The organism is Tistrella mobilis, assembly GCF_041468085.1.
In the GTDB taxonomy this organism is placed as follows: domain Bacteria; phylum Pseudomonadota; class Alphaproteobacteria; order Tistrellales; family Tistrellaceae; genus Tistrella; species Tistrella mobilis_A.
This window is the reverse complement of the sequence record NZ_CP121017.1, coordinates 1,486,660-1,503,118: the sequence shown is the minus strand read 5'-3', so window position 1 is coordinate 1,503,118 and position 16,459 is coordinate 1,486,660. Positions and strand designations below refer to the sequence as shown.

Genomic DNA, 16,459 nt, shown 5'->3' with positions numbered 1-16,459 from the left:
GTCCCCGATCCCCCGAAGGGAGTTGATGTATTGAGCGGACGCGATTCCCGCCGGCCCGGCGACGACGACCTGCCCCGCGAGACGGCGGTGCCGGCTGATCCTGATCTGACCGCAGATCCGGACCTTACCGCAGATGACGCGGCCGACGCAGACGAAGACGAGCCCCTTGCCGAGGCCGGCCTCGACGATGACGAGCTGTCGGCCCTTGAAGCCGCGGCGGTGCTCGGCGGCACGGTCGACATCACCCTGCCGGCCGGTTTCGCGGAAGAACGGGCGGACCGGCTGCTGGCCAATGCCGCGCCCTCGCTGTCGCGCGGGCGCGTCCAGGCGCTGATCCGCGACGGCCGGGTCACGCTCGACGGCGCGACGATAGCCGACGCCTCCCGGCGGGTAAAGCCCGGCCAGAAGCTGACCGTCACCGTGCCGGTGCCCGAGGAACGCCGCCTGGACCCCGAGCCCATGGCGCTCGACATCGTCTACGAGGACGAGTGGCTGATCGTGGTCGACAAGCCGGCCGGGCTGGTGGTGCATCCGGGCGCCGGCAATGATCGCGGCACCCTGGTCTCGGGTCTGCTGGCCCATGGCGAGGGGCGGCTGTCCTCCATCGGCGCCCCCACCCGGCCGGGCGTGGTGCACCGGATCGACAAGGACACCAGCGGCCTGATCGTGTTCGCGAAGACCGATGCCGCCCATCTCGCCCTGGCACGGCAATTCGCCGACCACACCATCCGCCGGGCCTATACCGCCATCGTCTGGGGTGTGCCGTCCGTCGATCCCGGCCGGATCGAGGGCAATATCGGCCGGCATGCCACCGATCGCCAGCGCATGGCCGTGGTCACCCGCGGCGGCAAGCACGCGGTGACCCATTACCGGATCGCCAATATGGTCGGCGTGGTGGAGGTGTCGGAAAAGCCGCTCGCCTCGGTGCTGGATTGCCGGCTGGAAACCGGGCGAACCCATCAGATCCGCGTCCACCTTTCCCATGTCGGCCACCCTCTGGTCGGCGATCCGGTCTATGGCCGCAGCCCGGCCCGGCTGCAACGGATGGAAGACCCCCGGGTGAAGGCGATGTGCGATTTCCCGCGCCAGGCCCTGCATGCCCGCCGGCTGGGTTTCGTGCACCCGATCACCGGCCGGCGCCTGAAATTCGAAAGCCCCCTGCCGCAGGACATGCGGGAGCTTCTGGCCAGTTTGGAATTCTTCTAAAGTGTGATGGACGTCATCGTCCGACTATGTCAGGCTGAGCTACAACACAAGCGTGCCCGGCAACGGGCGCGCCTGTCCACCCCGACCAAGGGCGTGCCGGACGAGAATGGCTCACCCGCAAGGTGAAATCTTCGCCCTGCAGATTCTCGCCGGGCCTTAAGGGCGTGGTAACGAAAGGCGTGACATCCTCGGGACGTCGAGGGGCAGCATGGTCACGAAAAGAGCATGTCATCCCCTGGGAACTTCGGGGCCATCCTATCGGTTGCCCGACCAGATGTCCCGGCTGCCGGACATGCCGGCAGACAGACGACCGGAAGACGGCGCGGCGCGACAAATAATGCGACGTGGCCGCATCCGGATGGACGACCGACACGTAAGATTGGTGCAACCTGAAACGTAGGATATTGGGCGGCGGCTCGTATAAGCCTCATAAGAGGGACGAAAACCGCCCGAGATGAACTCAACGGGTCACGCGCGCCGGAAATTGGCGCACTGCTTGCATATCTCCCCGCGACGGGATGTTAGAGGGTCGTCGAGCCACGTTGTGTGGACGAGCCCTGCCGGTCGCACCAGGGAGAGGCGCGGCCGGACCCACCCCACCGGGACCTTGACTCCCCTGGGGTCAGTCGAGAGGAGGCACGTGCCATGGCTACACGCACGCCCCGCACCGCCGGACGCGACAACATGTTCGATGCCGGCCTCGGCCCCTATCTGCAGCAGATCCGCCGCTATCCGGTGCTTGAACTTGAGCAGGAGCAGCGTCTCGCCCGTCGCTTCCGCGACGAAGGTGATGTACGCGCTGCGGATCAGTTGGTCAACAGCCATCTCCGCCTGGTCGCAAAGATCGCGATGGGTTATCGCGGCTATGGTCTGCCGCTGGCCGATCTGATCTCCGAGGGCAATCTCGGCATGATGCAGGCGGTACATCGTTTCGACCCCGACCGGGGCTTCCGGCTCGCCACCTATGCGATCTGGTGGATCCGTGCGGCCATCCAGGAATACATCATGCGGTCCTGGTCGGTGGTCCGCATGGGCACCACCGCCTCGCAGAAGCGGCTGTTCTTCAACCTGCGCCGGGTGAAGAGCGAACTCGACATCATGGGCGAGGCCGGGCTCAACGACGATCAGGTGGCGATCATCGCCCAGAAGCTGGATGTCGAGCCCTCGGACGTGGTGGCCATGGAACGCTATCTGGACGGCATCGCCAGTTCGCTGAACGAGCCGGTGCGCCAGGAAGCCGATACCGAATGGCAGGACTGGCTGGAAAGCCCCGAGGACGACCAGGAAACCATGCTGGCCGAAGCCGAGGAAACCGGCCGCGCGCGCACCCTGATCGAAGGTGCGGTCGCGAGCCTCGGCGACCGGGAACGCGACATCTTCAGCCGCCGCCGCCTGGTCGACGCCCCGGCGACGCTGGAGGATCTGAGCCAGGTTTACGGCATCAGCCGCGAACGCGTGCGCCAGATCGAGGCGCGCGCGCTGGAGAAGGTCAGCCGTTGGGTGAAACGCGAAACCCGCCGCGAAATGGGCCGCACCCCGGTGCTGCCGGCGGTGGCGATGCACCACTGAAGATCAGACGGAAAGGGCGGCCGAGAGGCCGCCTTTTTCGATTGCAGATCCCCGTTCAGTGCTTGCCTGATCGCCAGACGCAGTTACATTTGCAACAGCACCATCAAGGGGGCAGGCGATAATCGAGTTGAAGGTCAGAAAAATCGGGAACTCTCTTGGAGTTGTGCTACCGGAAGAAGTAGTCTCGCGCCTGAACGCACAGGACGGCGCCGCGCTTTATCTCATTGAAGCGCCAGAAGGCGGTTACCGGCTGGCATCCTCTGGTCCTGATTTTGAAAAGAAGATGTCAAAAGCCAAAGACATCATGAAGCGCTATCATAATACATTGCGCATCCTGGCACAATGACGGCATTCATCTGGATAGATGAGCCGGAAGTCATAGAAATACATGGCCATTCAATAGATGTTCATGGCGGTGCACCTGGCTTGCGAGATGCCAATCTCTTGAGATCCGCACTTGCGCGGCCTTAGCAAGGCATAACCTTGCGCCATAGCTTTTGATCCTGCAAAGCTTGCAGCCATCTATATGTCCAGTATTGTGAAAAATCATCCCTTCATTGACGGGAACAAGCGCACGGGCTTTATGGTCGGGGTGCTGTTCCTTGAGCTGAATGGCTATAGCTTCACGGCCCAAGAAGAAGACGCGGCGAATGCGGTGCTCAGCCTGGCGTCGGGGCTGATGGATGAAAATGGCTACCAGGCATTCCTGGCCGCAAATATCACGTCTCACGAAGCCTAGGCAAAACCGCGGCTGACGCCCCGACTGCGCCCTGAACGATCACCATCGGGCGGATCTGCCTAAGCTTTCGGCAGATCCGCCCTTTCGCGTTCAGCCCCCGGCAGGGGCTGGAGGGGGAGTGAGACGACGAATTCGGCGCCGCTGCGGCCGGTCCCAAGGCCCAGGCGACCGCCGAAGCTCTCCACGATCTGGCGGCTGATGGCGAGGCCGAGCCCGGCGCCGGTCTGCTGGTGGGCAGAGCCGCGGACGAATTTTTCGAAGATCCGCTCGCGATCCTCGTCGGGCACGCCGCGGCCATTGTCGCGCACGCTCGCCTCGTAGCGGTCGCCGCGCACCCGGCTCGACACCACCACCTGGGGCGTGGGATCGGTGTTGTACTTGATCGCATTGGCGATGAGGTTGACCATCACCTGGGCCAGCTTGTCGCGATCGCCCAGAATCAGGACGTCACGGGTGCGCGTGCCCCGCTTCAGCACCACGCCCGAGCGCAGCGCCAGCGCCTCACAGCTTTCGATGGCCTGATCGAGGGCGGTTTCGGGATCGAGCAGCCCCGGCGACCACGACAGGCCCCGCGTCTCCAGCAGGTTCATGTCCAGAATCCCGTCCAGAAGCCGCGTCAGGCGCAGGCTTTCATTCTGGATGATCCCGAGGAATCTCAACTTCTTCGCCTCGTCCAGGTCCTGGTTCTCAAGCAGGATGTCGCTGAACGAGCGGATCGAGGCCATGGGTGTGCGCAATTCGTGGCTGATCTGGCTCAGGAAATCATCCTTCTGCTTGTCGACCTCGCGCAGCCGGGCATTGGCCCGGGCCAGTTCCGCAGCCGTGCTCTCGATCTGCTGCGACTTCCGCTCCAGCTCGGCCGAATAGGCGCGGATCCGCTCGGTCTCCCCCGCCAGGCGCTTCAGCTCCTCGACGCTGATCGTCTCGCTGGAGACGATGCGCGAAATCATGGTCCGGGCCGAAGCGGCGCCGATATGGGCGGCAAGCCGCTGCTCCACCGCCGTTATCAGCTCGTCGCTCGCCACCGTCGCCCGCCCTGCCCTGCGGTCGCGGACGAAGATCTGCACGGTCTCGGCCGGACCCAGCACCCGATCGGCGATCTGGCGAAGTTCGGCGATCGGCGCCGTGCGGCGCAGCACCCGCTGCTCGCTTTCGGTCCTCCGGCGGAAGACATCGATGAACAGCGCCGATTGCAGCCGGGCGAGCGGTGTCGGCTCGGTCATCATGGAGATCACGACGAAGAGCGCAGTGTTGACGAACAGGCTCCAGAAGGCGGCATGGACCAGCGGATCAAGCCCGCTCAACCCGAAAAGCGTGCGCGGCTTCAGCCACGCCCAGCCGAAGGGGCCGTCCTGGACCAGCGCGGTCGAGATCAGGAAATGGTTCTGGAAGCTGGGCAGGAACAGCATATAAGCCCAGATCAGGAAACCCGCGATCATGCCGGCGAGCGCACCGATATGGGTCGCCCGCCGCCAGTAGAGCCCGCCGACCAGCGCGGGCAGGAACTGCGCCGCCCCGCAGAACGAGATCAGGCCGATATCGGCCAGGGCCCCCGAGGTTGCGGCCAGGCGGAAATAGAGGAAGCCCAGCAGGATGATGAACAGGATGCTGGCCCGCCGCGACCCCAGGATGAAGCTCCGCACGGTTTCGGCACTCGCCTCCGACAACGCAGAAAAGCGCAGCGCCAGCGGGGTCACGATATGGTTGGAGATCATGGTCGAAAGCGCGATCGACGATACGATCACCATCGATGTCGCGGACGAGAAGCCGCCGATGAAGGCCATCAGCGCGATCACATCCTGGCCGGCATCCAGCGGCAGGGTCAGCACATAGAGATCGGGATTGGCATCCGGCGGCAGGCGGTTGAGCCCGGTGACCGCGATCGGCACCACCAGCAGGCAGAAAACGAAGAGATAGAGCGGGAACAGCCAGGAGGCGGTGCGCAGCTGACGTTCGTTCGAGTTTTCGACCACCGTCACCTGAAACTGGCGCGGCAGGCAGATGATCGCCGCCCCCGACAGGATGCAGAGTGTGATCCAGCGCACGCCGAAGGTCTGCTGCGGGTTGGTAAGGCTGACCGGCGCATCGGCGAGGGCAGCCGCGGGGGAGCCCGCCAGCCAGAACACCACCCAGAGCCCGACCGCGAGCAGCGCCACCAGCTTGACCACCGCTTCGAGCGCGATCGCCGCGATCACGCCGTGATGACGCTCGTTCACGTCGATATTGCGCACGCCGAACATGATCGAAAAGACCGCGAGCCCGACCGCCACCCAGGCCCCGGACCAGTAGTCGGGCACCAGATCGATCTTGGTGGCGGTGACCGCCCCGGCCGGGAAGGTGATGACCTGAAAGCTGGCGGTCAGCGCCTGCAGCTGGAGGGCGATGTAAGGCGTGGTCACGACCAGGGCCACCAGGGTGACCACGGCGCCCAGCGCCGGGTTTTTGCCGAACCGGGCCGAGATCAGATCGGCGATCGAGGTGGTGTTGTGCACCCGCCCGACGGTGACCAGCTTGCGCAGGAATACCCACCAGCCGGTGAACACGATGGTCGGGCCGATATAGATCGTGGCGAATTCGAGCCCGCTGCGGGCGGCAGAGCCCACCGCGCCGAAAAAGGTCCACGAGGTGCAGTAGACCGAGATCGACAGGGTATAGATCAGCGGCGAGGCCGACCAGCGGGCGCGGCCCGCCCGGGCCTGGCGGTCGCAGATGAAGGCAACGGTGAACAGCACCGCGACGTAAAGCAGGCAGACGGTGATGACCAGATTGGCCTGGAGCATCGGCTCACCCCCGCCCTGCCCGTCTGCGCCGCGCTTGGGAGCCCGTCGCCGTCTCCTGCCGGCGCAGCCGCTCTGCCACGACGAAGGCGCCGGCCACGATCAGCGCCCAGACCCCGAACAGATAGACCACGATCAGCGGAATGCCGGCGATCTGAACCGGGGCCGTGAAGATCAGGATGATCGGCGGCATCAGCAGCAGGATGGCGGCATAGGGCAGCACCCCGGCCAGGTCGCGGACGCCCTGCCCCCGGTCGTGCCCCCCGCCGCCCTCGACGGGATCGGTCTCCATGCCTCGGACTTTCCGTAAATCAGGCCCCGACGAAGTGGCTGACCCGTTCCACGATGTGGGCGTTGGAGAACGGCTTCACGATGAAGGCGCTGGCGCCGATCTGTTCGGCCATCTCGCGGTCATGCGCCTGCCCCTTGGCCGTGAGCACGATCACCGGCAGCCGGCCGATCGCCCGATCGGTCCGGATCGCCCGCAGCACGTCGAAACCGTTCATGCCCGGCAGCATGACGTCGAGAATCAGGGCCTGAAACGGTTGTCGTCGCAGCCGGTCCAGCGCATCTGCGCCATTGGCGATGGTGTCGACCTCGAAGCCTGCCCGCGAGAGTATGAAGCTCAGCGACTCCGCGATATTCGGCTCATCTTCAGCGATGAGTATGCGCGCCCTTGACAAGGCATCTATCCTCCCCGGTTTTTTCTCCAGCCTACAGCCATCGCCGACCCGCCCCCAAGGGTTTTCCGGATCATGTGATCAACGGGGCTTCCTGACGATGGTCGCAACCGTTGCGCGGACAGAGCCGGCAGACCGTGCCGAGGGGTATGGTCGCGGTGGTGCGGTCGATGCCGTCGCCCTGCACCAGCCGGTCGGCATCGGCCGCCGCGGCGGCCAGCATCACCGACAGCAGATGCCGGGGCCGGTCGGCCGCAGGCGGCCGCTTTTCGACCGCACGGGCGAAGAACAGGAAGGCATCACCCGACGGCAGTTCACCGAAAGCCCGCGCCGTCACCCCCGGGGTCTGGAAGGCGCCGTAGATCGGCCAGAGCGGACAGGCATTGCCGTACCGGGGCAAGGGCAGGTGTGGCAGCGACATGCGCTTGGTGACATAGCCGGAACTGTCGGAGCGCATGAAGGCGAAGCGCACCCCCTCGGCACCCGGCCGGCGGAGCGTGGCCGCCCTGTGGGCGGCCTGTTCGTACGACACGCCGAAGATCCGGCCCAGCCGATCCAGGTCGTAGCGATGGCGTTCGGCCGCCTCAAGGAAGCGGTCATAGGGCATGACGATGGCGGCGGCCATATAGGATTGCAGCGCCGCCGCGGCCAGAACCCGTGCCTCGTCGGTGCCGAGTGCCGGATGGGCGGCGACGAAGGCCTCGATCTCGTCCCCTGCCAGCACGGCGGCAAGATCGCGCAGCAGGCCGAAGCGCCGCCGCTCGGGCGTCAGCGGATCATCCTCTGGCATCGCCACCCCCAGCCGGGCGGCGGCGGCGGCTTCGGGCGTTTCTCCCCGGGTCAGCCCGGCGCGAAAGCTCTCGGCCGCGGCTTCGAGAAACGGAAAATGGTTGCCGGTTTCATAGATGAAGGTGTCGACATGTTCCATCACGGTCGAGGAACGGACCCGCATATGGGCGCTGTCGAAAAACCCGGCCAGACGCTGAGCGGTTTCCGCCAGACGGCGGCTGTCGGAGGCGACGATCGCCATGAAGCGCGCCCGGTCGGCCTCTTCCAGATCACCGCCCTCCAGGATTTCGGCCGCCGACGACACCGCCGCCGCCCGGGTCAGGATGCGGTGAACGCTTTCGCCCAGGAAAGGGTCGTGGTTCAGCCGGTCGGCCATGGCCAGCACCGCCTGGCGCTGATCCAGCCAGGCCCGGTAGACCCCCAGCAGCAGCGCCGCCCAGCCAGGCGCACGACCGACCAGTTCCTCGGCCGCTTCGGCGGGCGGCGCGCCATCGGACACCGCCGGATCGGCGGCGATCTCGTTCAGCATGTCGACCAGCCGGCGTTCGGCACCGCCGTCGAGCAGGCCGCGGGGCACACCGATGCCGCGGGCGATCCGGTCCAGCAGCTCCCCCGCCACCGGCCGGCGATCATGTTCTATCAGGTTGAGATAGGCCGCAGAAATCCCGGCCCGACGCGCAAGCGCGCCCTGCGTCAACCCCGCCTCCTTGCGCAGGGCCCGGATCTTCATGCCGGTCAGCGTGCGTGACATATCCCCCTCCCCCAGCCTGCCTTCTTGTAAATTAATCACAGAATGGTGACATATCGACTCAAAATATTTACAAAATTATATAATCAAAACAATGACTTATTGAAATATGCGACAAATGGGGGAAGGATGGTGCCCAGGCGGGAACGCCTGACGCGCCGGCCCGCGGATCGGCGCGATCAAGATACGGGAGGAGACATAATGAGCATCGTTCGGATGAACCGACGTGCCTTCCTGAGGAGCAGTGCCCTTGTCGGTGCCGGGCTCGCCGTACCGACCATCTTCACCAGCGCCTCCAGAGCCGCGGACTTCTGCAACGCACCGACCGGCAGCACCGTGACCCTCGGCTTCAACGTGCCCCAGACGGGGCCCTATGCCGACGAGGGAGCGGACGAATTGCGCGCCTATCAGCTGGCCGTCAAGCACCTCAACGGCGAGGGCGACGGCGGCATGCTGAATACGTTCAAGGGCTCGCAGCTGAAGGGCAACGGCATCCTGGGCAAGAAGGTCGTCTTCGTCACCGGCGACACGCAGACCAAATCCGACGCGGCCCGCGCCTCGGCCACCCGCATGATCGAGCGTGACGGCGCGATCATGATCACCGGCGGCTCGTCGTCGGGTGTGGCCGTGGCGGTGCAGTCGCTCTGCCAGGACGCCGGCGTGATCTTCATGTCCGGCCTGACCCATTCAAACGACACCACCGGCAAGGACAAGCGCCGCAACGGGTTCCGGCACTTCTTCAATGCCTATATGTCGGGTCAGGCGCTGGGGCCGGTGCTGGGCGAGGCCTATGGTAAGGACCGCAAGGCCTATCACCTGACCGCCGACTATACCTGGGGCTGGACCCAGGAAGAATCGATCAAGGCCGCCACCGAGAAACTGGGCTGGAAGACGGTCGCGACCGTCAGAACCCCGCTCGGTGCGGCGGATTTCTCGCAGTATCTGACCCCGGTGCTGAGCTCGGGCGCGGATGTGCTGATCCTCAACCACTATGGCGGCGACATGATCAACTCGCTGACCCAGGCGGTGCAGTTCGGCATGCGCGACAAGCAGGTGAACGGCAAGAGCTTCGAGATCGTGGTTCCGCTGTTCTCGGAACTGATGGCCCAGGGTGCGGGCGATGCCGTGAAGGGCATCTACGGCACCGCCAACTGGGACTGGAAGCTTGAGGACGAAGGCACCAGGGCCTTCACCAAATCCTTCGGCCAGGAATATGGCCAGCCGCCGTCGCAGGCCGCCCAGACCTGCTATGTGCAGGCCCTGCTCTACGCCAATGCCTGCCAGATGGCCGGCACCTTCAACCCTGAAGGCGTGGTCAAGGCACTGGAAGGCTTCCAGTTCGACGGGCTCGGCAACGGCCCCACCCTCTACCGTGCCGACGACCACCAGTGCTTCAAGCCGGTGCTGGTCGTGCAGGGTAAGGAGAACCCGTCCGACAAGTTCGACCTGATGCGCATCGTCAAGCAGGTGCCCACCGAGGACGTGATCTACGACGCCGCGATGTTCGGCGGCGAACTCGGCCCGGTCAACTCCCGCTGCTGACCCGATGAGGGATCCAGGGCCGGCCCCGGCGACGGGACCGGCCCATCCTCATATGCGCGCGTCACCCAGGCGCGCATTTCCTGCCCTCTTGGAAGCGGCCCGCGCAGGCGGGGCTGGACAAAACCATGGACGCATTCGCTCTCCAACTGCTCAACGGTCTGGACAAGGGCGGCGCCTATGCGCTGATCGCCCTTGGCCTCACCCTGGTCTTCGGCACGCTCGGCGTGGTGAATTTCGCCCACGGTGCCCTGTTCATGATCGGCGCCTTCATCGCCGTCAGCGTGAACGGGCTGCTGCGCCTGGAAACCGTGACCGTCGATCCCACCAAGTTGACCCCCTGGGGATCCCCGATGGAGGTCCGCACGCCCCTGGTTCAGGCCTGGCTTGGCGATTTCGGCGGCTTCCTGCTGCAGTATTCGGTGCCGCTGTCGATCCTGGTCGCCGTACCGGTGATGCTGCTGCTGGGGGTGGCCATGGAACGCGGGCTGATCCGCTATTTCTACCGCCGCACCCATGCCGAACAGATCCTGGTGACCTTCGGCCTCGCCATCGTGCTGCAGGAGCTGATCAAGGCCGCCTTCGGCGCCAACCCGATCTCGATGGCCGCCCCGCCGGCCTTTTCCGGCAGCGCCAATATCGGTGAATGGCTCGGGCTCGGGGCCGGCGTCATCTATCCGTGGTGGCGGCTGGTCTATCTGGGGTTTGCAGCGGTCATCATCGCAGGCGTGATCGCCTTCCTGCAATTCACCACCTACGGCATGGTCGTGCGTGCCGGCATGCAGGACCGCCAGACCGTCGGCTTCCTGGGCATCAACATCCAGCGCCGTTTCACCGTGGTCTTCGGGATCGCGGCCGCGGTCGCCGGCATGGCGGGTGTGATGTACACGCCGATCGTGCCGCCCAGCTACCATATCGGCATGGAATTCCTGGTGCTCTCCTTCGTCGTCGTGGTGGTCGGCGGCATGGGATCGATCAGCGGCGCGGTCGCCGCCGGCTTCCTGCTCGGCATCCTGCAGAGCTTCGCCTCGATGACCGAGGTGAAGGCCGTGATCCCCGGCATCGACCAGGTGATCGTCTACCTCGTCGCCGTCGCCGTGCTCCTGATCCGGCCGCGCGGGCTGATGGGCCGCAAGGGCGTGATGGAGAACTGAGATGCGCACGCTTCGCCACGACCTGATCTATATGGGCGTCTTCACCCTGGTCATCCTGACCATGCCGCTGTGGATGCAGCCCTTCGGCGCCGCCTATCCCGATCTGCTCCAGCGGTTCGCGATCTACGGCATCCTGGCCATCGGCTTCAACGTCCTGTTCGGCATGACCGGCTATCTGTCCTTCGGCCATGCCGCCTTTCTGGGCGTCGGGTCCTATGCCGCCATGTGGTCGTTCAAACTGCTGACCATGAGTGCGATCCCGGCGCTGATCTTCGGCGTGCTGGTCTCAGGCATCTTCGCCGCGGTGATCGGCTTCATCAGCCTGCGCCGCAGCGGCATCTATTTCTCGATCCTGACGCTCGCCTTCGCCCAGATGTCCTACAACCTGGCCTATTCGGTGCTCACCCCGATCACCAACGGCGAAACCGGCCTGCAGCTGTCGCAGAACGACCCGCGGATCATCGATGCCGCGCTCGGGGTGGAACAGACCGTCGGCCTGCCGGTGCCGACCATCTTCGGTATGGATATGAGCGGCTTCGGCGGCTTCTATTTCTGCGCGGTGTTGCTGATCCTGGGCTTCTTCCTGACGCTCCGGATCGACAATTCGCCCTTCGGCATGATGCTGCGGGCGATCAAGTCGAACCAGACCCGCATGGCCTATACCGGCTTCAACACCCGACCCTATACCATGGCCGCCTTCGTGATCTCGGGCATGTATGCGGGCCTCGCCGGTGCACTGCTGGTGGTGACCGACCCGCTGGCAGGGGCGGAGCGCATGCAGTGGACCGCCTCGGGCGAGGTGGTGCTGATGACCATCCTGGGTGGTGCCGGCACCCTGCTCGGCCCGCTGATCGGGGCGACGGTCATCAAGTATTTCGAGAACATCTTCTCCGCCTATCACCACGCCAAGCTGGAGGATGCCTTCTCTTTCCTGCCCGACGGGCTGCAGCACGGCATGGTGACGATCGTCTCGCCTTTCGTGGGTGAGGGCTGGCACCTGACGCTCGGCCTGATCTTCCTGGTGATCGTGATCTTCCTGCCCGGCGGGCTGATGGAAGGCGCCCGGCGGATCCGGGCGGCCTGGACACGGCGCCGGCAGCCTGCGAAGGCAGATCAGACCACGGGCGGCCTGCGCCCGGCCAAGGCGGAATAGGAGATGACGGCCATGGATAATGCGGTTCTCCACGTCGCCGATGTGCAGAAGAACTTCCGCGGCCTGAAGGCGCTGTCGGACATCGACCTTCAGGTCATGGAGGGCACGACCCACGCCATCATCGGCCCCAACGGTGCCGGCAAATCCACCCTGCTCAATGTCTGCATCGGCCGGCTGCCGCCGGATTCGGGCGCGGTGGTGTTCGACGGCCAGGTCATCACCGGCAAGAAGCCGCATGAAATCAACCAGATGGGCATCGCGCGCGTCTTTCAGACGCCCGAGATCTTCCCCGATCTCACCCTCTTGCAGAATGTGATGGTGCCGGCCTTCGCCAAGCGCGACGGCTCGTTCAGGCTCAACCCCTTGCAGATGGTCGGAGCCCAGACGGAGATTCGCGACGAGGCGGAACACTGGCTGACCGATGTCGGGCTGAAAGAGCATATGCACCGCACCGCCGGCAGCCTGTCACGCGGCGACAAACGCCGGCTGGAGCTGGCCATGGCCCTGGTCCAGCACCCGCGCCTGCTGCTGCTGGACGAGCCGACCGCCGGCATGTCGCGCCACGACACCAACTCCACGATCGACCTGCTGAAGAAGATCAAGGAGCGCGGCATGACCAAGGTGATCATCGAACACGACATGCATGTGGTGTTCTCGCTCGCCGACCGGATCACCGTGCTGGCCCAGGGCCGGATCATCGCCGACGGCGCACCCGACGAGGTGCGTGCCAATCCGAAGGTGCGTGAAGCCTATCTCGGAGGAAATCATTGATGAACGCGATGCCTTCCGCCGCACCGGCCAACGCCGCCGCCAAGGCCCCCTATTTCAGCGTGCGCAACATCCATGCCTATTACGGCGAAAGCTACATCGTCCAGGGGGTCAGCTTCGACATGGCCGAGGGCGACGTCGTCGCCCTTCTTGGCCGCAACGGCGCCGGCAAGACCTCGACGCTCCGCACCCTCGCCCGTGCCACCGACCCGGAACTGAAGAGCGGCGAGATCTGGCTGAACGGCGCGCCCCTGCACAAGATGCGCGATTTCGAGGCCGCGAAGCACGGTGTCCAGCTGGTGCAGGAAGACCGCCGCATCATCCCCGGCCTGACGGTGGAAGAGAACCTGCAACTGGCCCAGATCGCCGAGCCCAAGGGCTGGCCGCTGGAGCGGATCTATGAACGCTTTCCGCGGCTGGCCGAGCGGCGCCACCAGGAAGGCGTGACGCTGTCGGGCGGCGAGCAGCAGATGCTGGCCGTGGCGCGCGCCCTTGCCCGCGACCTGAAGCTTCTGCTGCTGGACGAACCCTATGAGGGGCTGGCGCCGGTGATCGTGGAAGAGATCGAGCGCATCGTCGCCGAGATCAAGCAGATGGGCATCACCACCATCATCGTCGAACAGAACGCCGTCGCAGCCCTTCAGCTCGCCAACCGCGCGCTGATCCTGCATATGGGCGAAATCGTCTTCGACGGCACGGCGCAGGCCGTGCTCGACGATGTCGAACTGCGGAACGAATATCTGGCGATCTGAGCCGAGGCGGAGCTTGGGGCGACGGCGTCACCCGGTGATGCTGTCGCCCCATTCCTCGCGCAGCTTTTCCTGGCGGGCTTCAAGCCTGGCGACCGAGCGGTCGTGGCCGGCATCGGCAAACACACCGGCAACCATCGGGGCCAGCCAGACCAGCGACCAGCCGACACCGGCCGCGCCGTACATCTGCAGCCAGACGATCGGATCGCCGACCATCATCCGCGCCTGCGACATCAGATGGCCGGTCAGCCAGAGATCGCGCAGCACCGGCAGCACGCCCGCCATATTGCAGGCGGTGATGCACTTGGCGGTATAGGCACCCGGCCGGTTTTCCATGAACACCGCCACCAGCGACGGCGCCATGCCGATCGCCAGCACCAGCGCGGTGGGTGTGGCGAAGATCGCGAGCGTGCCCAGCACCGCCAGGAAGATCAGCGGCAGGGTCATGCCCTTCTGTTTGGCCGGCTTGCCCCGGGCTGCAGTCTTCTTCTTCGCCATCCTTGCCCCCGCCGGTCAGACGTCGCCCAGGGTGAGTGCCGCCAGCACCCCGAGCAGGATCATGTAGCCAAGCATCGCCGCCACCTGGCGGCCGAAATTCTGCGCCTCCAGCCGCCGTGCGGCCCGGGTCTCGTTCAGCCGGCGGATGCCGAAAGACAGCTGGGCATGGGCTGCCCGGGCATTGGCCATGCCCCGGCTGTCGGCCTCGCGCCGCTCGGGATTGTCGACGATCGCCCGCAGCGCACTCAGCGAGCCAAGCGGCGCCACCCGCTCCAGCTCTTTTTCCATCCACTCGCGGGTGGTCTTGCCGTTATAGCTCTGCACCACCGGCCCCAGCCGCTGCACCAGCCAGCGGGCCAGCATCGGCACCCGCGTCTGGGGCTCGGTTTCCTGAGCCAGGCTCAACAGATTGAGCTGGGCGAGCCGTTCCGAGGCCTCGCCATCGCCCCCCACCACCACGCCGCGCAGCGCACCGGCGTAAGAGATGCTGAGCCTGGTGGCGATGAAAGCGGCGATGTGGCGATCGACCGGTGCCGTCCCGCGCCCGGCCCCGCGCGCCCGGTGATCCAGCGCCATCAGCAGGTCGGGGACCGTCTGCGGATAGGCTTCCGCCACCAGGGGGCTGAGGCAAGGCAGGGTCGGGTTCAGATCGTAGAGCACGCGCTCCAGCCCGAACCCCATCATCGGCTCGGCCACGAAACCACGCAGCCGCATGAAATCCGCCATCTCGCTCTGCGCCAGGCGCCGCTTGGTCTGATCGTTCGGATCGACCAGGCTGAGCCCGATCATCGGCAGGCCTTCCATCAGCATTTCCGCCATGGCCTGGCGGGTGTCGCGGTCGTCATCCAGGAAAGCGACCGCAATCAGCGGTCCCAGCCCGTCCTTCATCACCGCGACATGGCGCAGCCGGAGCGGTCCGTCGGGATCGAGTGCGGCCAGCACCCGGGCAAGCGTCGCATCGCCGCCGGGCCCGGCATCGACCCGGCCGGCGGCGATCGCCTGGGTGATCATGTTGCCGCGCCGCTCGTCACCGATCGCACGGGCGACCCAGCCGTCGAGCTTTTCGTCGATCACGACCCGGAGCGATTCGCGCCACTGCTGAGCCAGCGCCGTCGCCAGGCTCATGGCATTGGTGTGCTCCACGCCCTTGAAGACGAAGGATCGGGCGGCCTGCGGCCGGGTGGAATGCATGGCGCCGATGCTGCGCCGGCCGTCCAACCAGGCCCTGACCTCTTCATAGCCCCAGCGTTCCTCGGCATTGTCGCTCAACAGGCCCCGCAACAGGCCGCCGACATCGGTGCCGAAGCGCGCACGATCCGTCAGCGCCACATAAGAGCCCCGCTCCAGCCGGCGACGCATCAGATCCGCGGCCGCATCCGCGCTTTCAAGCCCCGGTACCTGGCGGGCCAGGGCCGATGCGAAGAGCGCACCCAGGGCGAAGAAATCCTCACGCGGGCCGCCCTCGCCGCGCCCGGCCGGCAGGGCTGCTGCGCGCTCGACGCTTTCAAAGGCGATCGGCTGCCCCTCGCCCGGGGGGCCGCACAGGCAGTCACCAAGCGCGATGCGGGTGCGGGCCAGATCGGCAAAATAGAGATTGTCGAGCGAGATGGTCCTGTGCGCCATGCGGGCATCGTGCAGCGCCTTCAGCGCCGCGATCAGCGGCCGGAGCAGCAGCCGCGACAGTTCCAGATCATCGCGGTTCTGGCCATCGGTCTTCAGCCAGTCGATCACCCGGCCGCCGAGCGGGCGTTCCAGGATCACCGCGAAGCGCCGGCCCTTGCCGTCGCCAGGGTCGATCACCCCGCCTTCCACGGTGCGCAGCAACCCGGGCTGATCGATCCGGCGCACCACCCGCAGCCAGTCGTCGCGCACCGGCCGACCGCGCCGGGCGACCAGGGCGATCAGCGGGCGATCCTTTTCGCGCAGATCCTCGGCGCCGAACGCCTCGACATGCGGCCGGTCGAACTCCTCCAGCCGCACGCCCGGCACCATCCGGTAACGTCCGCCAATGATGGTGTGTTCGTTCTGCCCGGCTTCCGACATGCAGACGTGCCCCGTCCCCGCTCTGTCCCGGTCTTCCCGCTCCGCTC

Annotated in this window: 15 protein-coding genes; 9 read left to right on the top strand and 6 right to left on the bottom strand. The window is 65.9% G+C overall.

Going from position 1 to position 16,459, the window contains the following annotated elements; all coding sequences use genetic code 11:
• Window positions 1-30 precede the first annotated feature (30 nt).
• The 4 genes from P7L68_RS12615 (at window position 31) to P7L68_RS12600 (ending at window position 3,514) form a co-directional block, all read left to right on the top strand.
• Window positions 31-1,206: an RluA family pseudouridine synthase gene (locus P7L68_RS12615; protein ID WP_372005870.1), complete on the top strand. Its 1,176-nt coding sequence runs from the start codon at window positions 31-33 to the stop codon at window positions 1,204-1,206.
• A 645-nt stretch (window positions 1,207-1,851) separates the two neighbouring features.
• The gene (gene rpoH / locus P7L68_RS12610; RefSeq protein ID WP_372005868.1) at window positions 1,852-2,775 is read left to right on the top strand and encodes an RNA polymerase sigma factor RpoH; all 924 of its coding nucleotides are present in this window, start codon (window positions 1,852-1,854) and stop codon (window positions 2,773-2,775) included.
• Between the two features lie 118 nt (window positions 2,776-2,893).
• Window positions 2,894-3,121: an AbrB family transcriptional regulator gene (locus P7L68_RS12605; RefSeq protein WP_372006835.1), complete on the top strand. Its 228-nt coding sequence runs from the start codon at window positions 2,894-2,896 to the stop codon at window positions 3,119-3,121.
• 180 nt (window positions 3,122-3,301) lie between these two features.
• Window positions 3,302-3,514, top strand: a complete 213-nt coding sequence (locus tag P7L68_RS12600; protein ID WP_372005866.1) for a type II toxin-antitoxin system death-on-curing family toxin — start codon at window positions 3,302-3,304, stop codon at window positions 3,512-3,514.
• A gap of 59 nt (window positions 3,515-3,573) precedes the next feature.
• On the opposite strand, the gene P7L68_RS12595 is transcribed toward P7L68_RS12600, so the two are convergent.
• The 4 genes from P7L68_RS12595 to P7L68_RS12580 all read right to left on the bottom strand — a co-directional run bounded on the left by P7L68_RS12595 (window position 3,574) and on the right by P7L68_RS12580 (window position 8,511).
• Complete coding sequence (locus tag P7L68_RS12595; RefSeq protein WP_372005864.1) at window positions 3,574-6,294, bottom strand: ATP-binding protein; 2,721 nt, start codon at window positions 6,292-6,294, stop codon at window positions 3,574-3,576.
• A 4-nt stretch (window positions 6,295-6,298) separates the two neighbouring features.
• Window positions 6,299-6,583: a hypothetical protein gene (locus P7L68_RS12590; protein ID WP_372005861.1), complete on the bottom strand. Its 285-nt coding sequence runs from the start codon at window positions 6,581-6,583 to the stop codon at window positions 6,299-6,301.
• Window positions 6,584-6,602: 19 nt separating this feature from the next.
• A complete protein-coding gene (locus P7L68_RS12585; protein ID WP_372005860.1) occupies window positions 6,603-6,974 on the bottom strand; it encodes a response regulator transcription factor in 372 nt (123 codons plus the stop codon).
• A gap of 70 nt (window positions 6,975-7,044) precedes the next feature.
• Window positions 7,045-8,511, bottom strand: a complete 1,467-nt coding sequence (locus P7L68_RS12580) for a helix-turn-helix domain-containing protein (RefSeq protein ID WP_372005858.1) — start codon at window positions 8,509-8,511, stop codon at window positions 7,045-7,047.
• A 198-nt stretch (window positions 8,512-8,709) separates the two neighbouring features.
• On the opposite strand from P7L68_RS12580, the gene P7L68_RS12575 reads away from it, so the two are divergent.
• The 5 genes from P7L68_RS12575 (at window position 8,710) to P7L68_RS12555 (ending at window position 13,874) form a co-directional block, all read left to right on the top strand.
• Window positions 8,710-10,050, top strand: a complete 1,341-nt coding sequence (locus P7L68_RS12575; protein WP_372005855.1) for a substrate-binding protein — start codon at window positions 8,710-8,712, stop codon at window positions 10,048-10,050.
• 125 nt (window positions 10,051-10,175) lie between these two features.
• Window positions 10,176-11,201 carry a branched-chain amino acid ABC transporter permease gene (locus P7L68_RS12570; protein ID WP_372005853.1) on the top strand — a complete coding sequence of 342 codons (1,026 nt, stop codon included), beginning with the start codon at window positions 10,176-10,178 and terminating at the stop codon, window positions 11,199-11,201.
• A gap of 1 nt (window position 11,202) precedes the next feature.
• On the top strand, window positions 11,203-12,354 hold the full coding sequence (locus tag P7L68_RS12565) for a branched-chain amino acid ABC transporter permease (protein ID WP_372005851.1): 1,152 nt from the start codon (window positions 11,203-11,205) through the stop codon (window positions 12,352-12,354).
• 12 nt (window positions 12,355-12,366) lie between these two features.
• Window positions 12,367-13,125, top strand: a complete 759-nt coding sequence (locus tag P7L68_RS12560) for an ABC transporter ATP-binding protein (protein WP_372005849.1) — start codon at window positions 12,367-12,369, stop codon at window positions 13,123-13,125.
• Window positions 13,125-13,874: an ABC transporter ATP-binding protein gene (locus P7L68_RS12555; protein WP_372005846.1), complete on the top strand. Its 750-nt coding sequence runs from the start codon at window positions 13,125-13,127 to the stop codon at window positions 13,872-13,874. Before P7L68_RS12560 ends, P7L68_RS12555 begins: the two co-directional genes overlap by 1 nt.
• A gap of 27 nt (window positions 13,875-13,901) precedes the next feature.
• Here P7L68_RS12555 and P7L68_RS12550 read toward each other — a convergent pair whose 3' ends face one another.
• Both P7L68_RS12550 and P7L68_RS12545 read right to left on the bottom strand, forming a co-directional pair.
• Window positions 13,902-14,369 (bottom strand): hypothetical protein, encoded by a 468-nt coding sequence (locus P7L68_RS12550; RefSeq protein ID WP_372005843.1) that lies wholly within the window; start codon window positions 14,367-14,369, stop codon window positions 13,902-13,904.
• A gap of 15 nt (window positions 14,370-14,384) precedes the next feature.
• Window positions 14,385-16,412, bottom strand: coding sequence for a hypothetical protein (locus P7L68_RS12545; protein WP_372005840.1), 2,028 nt, complete (start codon window positions 16,410-16,412; stop codon window positions 14,385-14,387).
• Window positions 16,413-16,459: the final 47 nt, after the last annotated feature.

Excerpts from the sequence above, each read along its gene's own strand:
- rpoH (WP_372005868.1), top strand. The coding sequence starts at position 1,852 with ATGGCTACACGCACGCCCCGCACCGCCGGACGCGACAACATGTTCGAT.
- P7L68_RS12600 (WP_372005866.1), top strand. The coding sequence starts at position 3,302 with ATGTCCAGTATTGTGAAAAATCATCCCTTCATTGACGGGAACAAGCGC.
- P7L68_RS12595 (WP_372005864.1), bottom strand. The coding sequence starts at position 6,294 with ATGCTCCAGGCCAATCTGGTCATCACCGTCTGCCTGCTTTACGTCGCG.
- P7L68_RS12590 (WP_372005861.1), bottom strand. The coding sequence starts at position 6,583 with ATGGAGACCGATCCCGTCGAGGGCGGCGGGGGGCACGACCGGGGGCAG.
- P7L68_RS12580 (WP_372005858.1), bottom strand. The coding sequence starts at position 8,511 with ATGTCACGCACGCTGACCGGCATGAAGATCCGGGCCCTGCGCAAGGAG.
- P7L68_RS12575 (WP_372005855.1), top strand. The coding sequence starts at position 8,710 with ATGAGCATCGTTCGGATGAACCGACGTGCCTTCCTGAGGAGCAGTGCC.
- P7L68_RS12570 (WP_372005853.1), top strand. The coding sequence starts at position 10,176 with ATGGACGCATTCGCTCTCCAACTGCTCAACGGTCTGGACAAGGGCGGC.
- P7L68_RS12565 (WP_372005851.1), top strand. The coding sequence starts at position 11,203 with ATGCGCACGCTTCGCCACGACCTGATCTATATGGGCGTCTTCACCCTG.
- P7L68_RS12560 (WP_372005849.1), top strand. The coding sequence starts at position 12,367 with ATGGATAATGCGGTTCTCCACGTCGCCGATGTGCAGAAGAACTTCCGC.
- P7L68_RS12555 (WP_372005846.1), top strand. The coding sequence starts at position 13,125 with ATGAACGCGATGCCTTCCGCCGCACCGGCCAACGCCGCCGCCAAGGCC.
- P7L68_RS12550 (WP_372005843.1), bottom strand. The coding sequence starts at position 14,369 with ATGGCGAAGAAGAAGACTGCAGCCCGGGGCAAGCCGGCCAAACAGAAG.
- P7L68_RS12545 (WP_372005840.1), bottom strand. The coding sequence starts at position 16,412 with ATGTCGGAAGCCGGGCAGAACGAACACACCATCATTGGCGGACGTTAC.